The 3,947-nt window shown below is 43.4% G+C and carries 5 protein-coding genes; all 5 read right to left on the bottom strand.

Going from position 1 to position 3,947, the window contains the following annotated elements:
• Window positions 1–50: 50 nt before the first annotated feature.
• Window positions 51–362, bottom strand: coding sequence for a hypothetical protein (locus Q0095_RS06115; protein WP_297882336.1), 312 nt, complete (start codon window positions 360–362; stop codon window positions 51–53).
• Window positions 363–484: 122 nt separating this feature from the next.
• The gene (locus Q0095_RS06110; RefSeq protein ID WP_297882334.1) at window positions 485–1,546 is read right to left on the bottom strand and encodes a hypothetical protein; all 1,062 of its coding nucleotides are present in this window, start codon (window positions 1,544–1,546) and stop codon (window positions 485–487) included.
• A 101-nt stretch (window positions 1,547–1,647) separates the two neighbouring features.
• On the bottom strand, window positions 1,648–2,652 hold the full coding sequence (locus Q0095_RS06105) for a hypothetical protein (RefSeq protein WP_297882332.1): 1,005 nt from the start codon (window positions 2,650–2,652) through the stop codon (window positions 1,648–1,650).
• Complete coding sequence (locus Q0095_RS06100; RefSeq protein ID WP_297882330.1) at window positions 2,639–3,160, bottom strand: hypothetical protein; 522 nt, start codon at window positions 3,158–3,160, stop codon at window positions 2,639–2,641. Before Q0095_RS06100 ends, Q0095_RS06105 begins: the two co-directional genes overlap by 14 nt.
• Window positions 3,147–3,815 (bottom strand): SDR family oxidoreductase, encoded by a 669-nt coding sequence (locus Q0095_RS06095; RefSeq protein WP_297882328.1) that lies wholly within the window; start codon window positions 3,813–3,815, stop codon window positions 3,147–3,149. Before Q0095_RS06095 ends, Q0095_RS06100 begins: the two co-directional genes overlap by 14 nt.
• Window positions 3,816–3,947: the final 132 nt, after the last annotated feature.

Below are 3,947 nucleotides of genomic sequence, written 5' to 3'. Positions count from 1 at the left end.
TAAATTTTTTTCATAAAACATAATTTTATGTAAATATTTTAGCATTATTTTTAAGTTTTTTCTATAAATTTTTTTGAATTTTCAACTTTCCATTTATTTTTAAATTCTATTTTGTCCTTCATAAAGGCTATAGTTTTTTTGCTATTTATAAAGTTTGCCGCGTATATAAAGAAAAATGCGGTGCCATAACCTAGCAATATTTTCATATAAAACCTAAATTTATACTCACTGCTAAAATGATAGGTCAAAGAACAAATTAACAAAATTCCAAGAGCTATCAGCCAAAACAGATCGTCTAGCTTTTTTATAACTATCGGATATTTGTCGTAATCTCTGGCTTTTTGTTTATTATAATTTTCCATTATTTCAAGCCCCTTTTTAAAATAGATCTAAATTTATAATAACTTAATTTGATGAAAACCTTTTATACGTGTTGCCTAACTCTTTCTTCGCGACCTATTCTCTTCTCATTTTATCCTTCTCGTTAGATAAACAAGTAATCTTTCTTAACGTTATTTATATTTACGTTTTTCAGCAAAAAATATTCTTTAATTTCATCATAAATCTTTTGATTATAGAGATAAACGAGATAATATCTTGGATAAACGGGTTTGTTCCTAAACCATCTGCCATATGAGGGGCGTGCGATCCTAATAAACGGCAGAGCCCTAAACCCTTTTAAATTCCTATTTATAAACAGATAAAGTATAAAATTTAATAAGAACTCAAATAAATATGTAAAGAATATCGCTATAAAAAATATATTCCACCATGTTACGCACATAAAAATAGCGATAAAGTATAAAAATATCTTTTCAGATTTTCCTATCTCATATGAACTTGCCAAAATTCCGATAGAGAAATTTAAAGATAAATCGTTTTCGTCGATTTCGCAGCGTTTTTCAACCAAGCCGTCGCTAATAAATTCTATATAATTGTTTGTAAATTTTATCTCTTGTCTAGGGCGGATTATGGTAAATACGGATATTATAACCATAGATAGTAAAATAATGAATAAAATAGCAAAATACTGAACTATGTCAATATCATCATGATTTATAAAATCTATAATTAAAAATGCATGTAGCGTAGAGATCGGCAATAATAGGACTAAAGACGAATATACAAAAAATTTTTCATAATTTTTGATTGCTATCGGCTCTTTGTCGTAATCTCTAGCCTTGGAATTCTGCTGCAAAGAGCCGCTGTCATCCAAGATAAAATTTTGCTGCTCTGCGCTGTTTTCGCAGGCAGAATTCTGAGCCGCTTCGGCTTTTAAATTTAAAGCGCCAGGATCGGAATTTAGGGTTTCAGAATTTGAAGCTTCGAAATTTGAATATTTATAATTCAAGAATTTAGAATTTGAGACTTCGGAACTCGGGGGTTCAGAACTCAGGAATTCAGAATTTGAGACTTCAGAATTCCGGGTTTCAAAATTCGGGACTTTAAAATTTTCACCGTTAGAATTTTGTTCCAAGCCCCGCTTCGGCTCCTGATGCCGCTTTTGTAGTAGCCTTTTTAATTCCTCAAGCCTGCTTTGATCCATTTGCCGCCTTTAAATTTGATGGACGCGCCATTTTATAGCGCCACCGCTTAAAGCTCATTAAATTTTACCGCTCGCCCGCTGCGCGCCGTTTGATCAAAAATTTAGCTCTCATATCTTTGCAGCGATTTTTTATATGTTTTCGCCGCAGCGCAGCCTACGCTCAGATATGCCTCAAACTCCTCGCTAGTAAGCCTGCGCGGCTCATTCGCAAGCCTCGCCGCGCCCGCTGCACCGCTTGGCGTATTTGCGTCCAGATTCGCTTCATTTACGATCTCACCTCGTCGGATTCGGTTGCTAAAGCCCGCTGCACGCGCTATTTGCGGCGCACGCCGTAGCGAAAAATTTAAATTTCGCGTTTGCAGATTTAAAATTTTACCCATGCATTTGCGCGGACCCGCGATAAAATCGCCATTTTGTATAAGCGTGGCGGCAGAGCCGAGCGGACCGCTGCCCACGGAGCCGCTCAAGTCGCCCTTCAAGCCAGATAAGCTACCCGCCAAAAGCTCTGCACCACTTAGGATACGTAGGCTTCGTACCAAAATCCCGCCGCCGCTTTGCGGGGCGCTGCGAAACGAAATGTCAAAGCCGAAATTGTGAAAAAATATCTCGCCCGCCCGCGACGTGCGCTTGTAGGTGTTTCGATCCGCGCCCGTGAAATACGCCTCGATCTCCGCGAAGGCGAATTCCGCGCCGCTTACGCAAAGCACATAGTTTTGCAGCAGATCGCGCATGAAATTTTCGATCTTTGCCTGCGCTTGCTCGGCATTAAACTGCGCCTGCGGCGGATGGGCACCTAGTCCTGCCTGCGATGGACGGACGTTAAATTTTAAGTGCGCTTGCTCCGTATTAAGACGCGCTTGCTCGGCATTAAACAGCGGTTCGGCATTAAATTTTAAAATTTCAGCTTGCTGCGCGTCGCTAAAATATGACTGCCCGCCGCAAAATTCCACGCCGCCTTGTGATTTTAAGGGCTTGTCGCCGCTCCTGTTTCTCGCGCTTCCTGCAATATTGGGATTTTTTGAAGCAAGCTTTGAGCCTGCCGAAATTCCAAACTCCGCCGCGTCGATTTTTGAGAAAAATTTTTCTAAATTTTCATCGCCCAGCATTTTGTTCTTTCGTAGAATTTCCTTCGCGCTTTATCGAGCTCGCATCAATGCCCGCAGTGTCAGATTTGCCGTTGTTTGCCTCGGCGCGCGTTAAATTTCCCTCGCCGTCCGTCGCGTTCATATCACCTCGCACTAAATTACCGCCGCCGCTCATCGTATTTGCTTCGCCGCCCTTTGATTTGGGCGTTTCAAAGCCCCAAGCTTCGCAGCGATTTTGGATGTAAAGCTCAAAATAATATCTTTCGCGCTCGCCCAAGCTCTCCACTTCCTTTTTGCATGTGCGCTTGATATACGCCTCTTGCGGATATCTTAGTCGATTTGCCGCATATATATTACCCGCGTCTGCGCGCTTTATCAGCTTGGCGATGCAGGCGTCATCCTCTTCGTCGTGCCTGCCTGAAAAAAATTCTCTCGCGCTACAATACCCGCCGCTACCGCTTACAAACACGGCATAAATAATAAGAAGCGCCACAGCTAGCACAAAAACATGACTTTTACCGATTTTCAAGCTTGCCCCCTTCGCGATTAAATTTTGATTTTTTCCGCAGATTTACGATTTGCGGACGGATCGTAAACTCGCTTACGTTGGACTTCGTGCGCAGAATTTGCAGCGTGAAATTTGCGATCTCCCCCGCGTCCACGAAGCTCGCCTCATCATCTGCGGGCTCAAAGCTCAAATCCTCGTAAAAGGGCGTTTTGGTGATGTCCGGGTTGATACAGCTTACTCTGATCTGCTTGCGCGCCTCCTCGAAAAGACAGAGCAGAAACGCCCGCAGCCCCGCCTTGCTCGCGCTATAAACCGCGCTAAAGCGGCTAGATCGCAGCGCCTCGATCGAGCTAATGCCGATGATATGGGCGCGGTTGCGCTTTAAATTCGGCAAAAGCGTGCGCGTGATGATGATGTTTGCGGCGAGATTTACGTTTAAAATTTTTAAAATTTCACTCTCGCTTATCGCTTCAAGCGGCGTAAATTTCGCCGTACCCGCGCATAAAATCAGCGCGTCGATACCCTGCGCCGCAGCCAGAGCGCGGCACTCCTTCGCCAGCGCGTCCGTATCCTCAAAGCGCGAGCTTAGCGTTAAAATTTCATAGCCGTTTTGCCGCAAAAGCTCCGCAACCGCGCTGCCGATACCGCCGCTTGCGCCCGTGATCAATGCTTTCATCTTTTCTCCTTTAAATTTTAATGCCGCTTCGGCGCGTTAAGCTTAGCGCGTCACGTAAATTTCGCTGCGCTAAATTTTCTCTGCCCATTGTATCCGCCGCTAAATTTACGCGATTAGACAATCCGCGCCGCG

The organism is uncultured Campylobacter sp., from assembly GCF_938045535.1.
Classification (GTDB): Bacteria; Campylobacterota; Campylobacteria; order Campylobacterales; family Campylobacteraceae; genus Campylobacter_B.
The sequence above is the reverse complement of the archived record's forward strand: the minus strand, read 5'-3'. Positions and strand labels throughout refer to the sequence as shown.

What these genes read in the sequence shown, in the direction of transcription:
- Q0095_RS06105 (WP_297882332.1), bottom strand. Translation starts at nt 2,652, where the DNA reads ATGCTGGGCGATGAAAATTTAGAAAAATTTTTCTCAAAAATCGACGCG.
- Q0095_RS06110 (WP_297882334.1), bottom strand. Translation starts at nt 1,546, where the DNA reads ATGGATCAAAGCAGGCTTGAGGAATTAAAAAGGCTACTACAAAAGCGG.
- Q0095_RS06115 (WP_297882336.1), bottom strand. Translation starts at nt 362, where the DNA reads ATGGAAAATTATAATAAACAAAAAGCCAGAGATTACGACAAATATCCG.
- Q0095_RS06095 (WP_297882328.1), bottom strand. Translation starts at nt 3,815, where the DNA reads ATGAAAGCATTGATCACGGGCGCAAGCGGCGGTATCGGCAGCGCGGTT.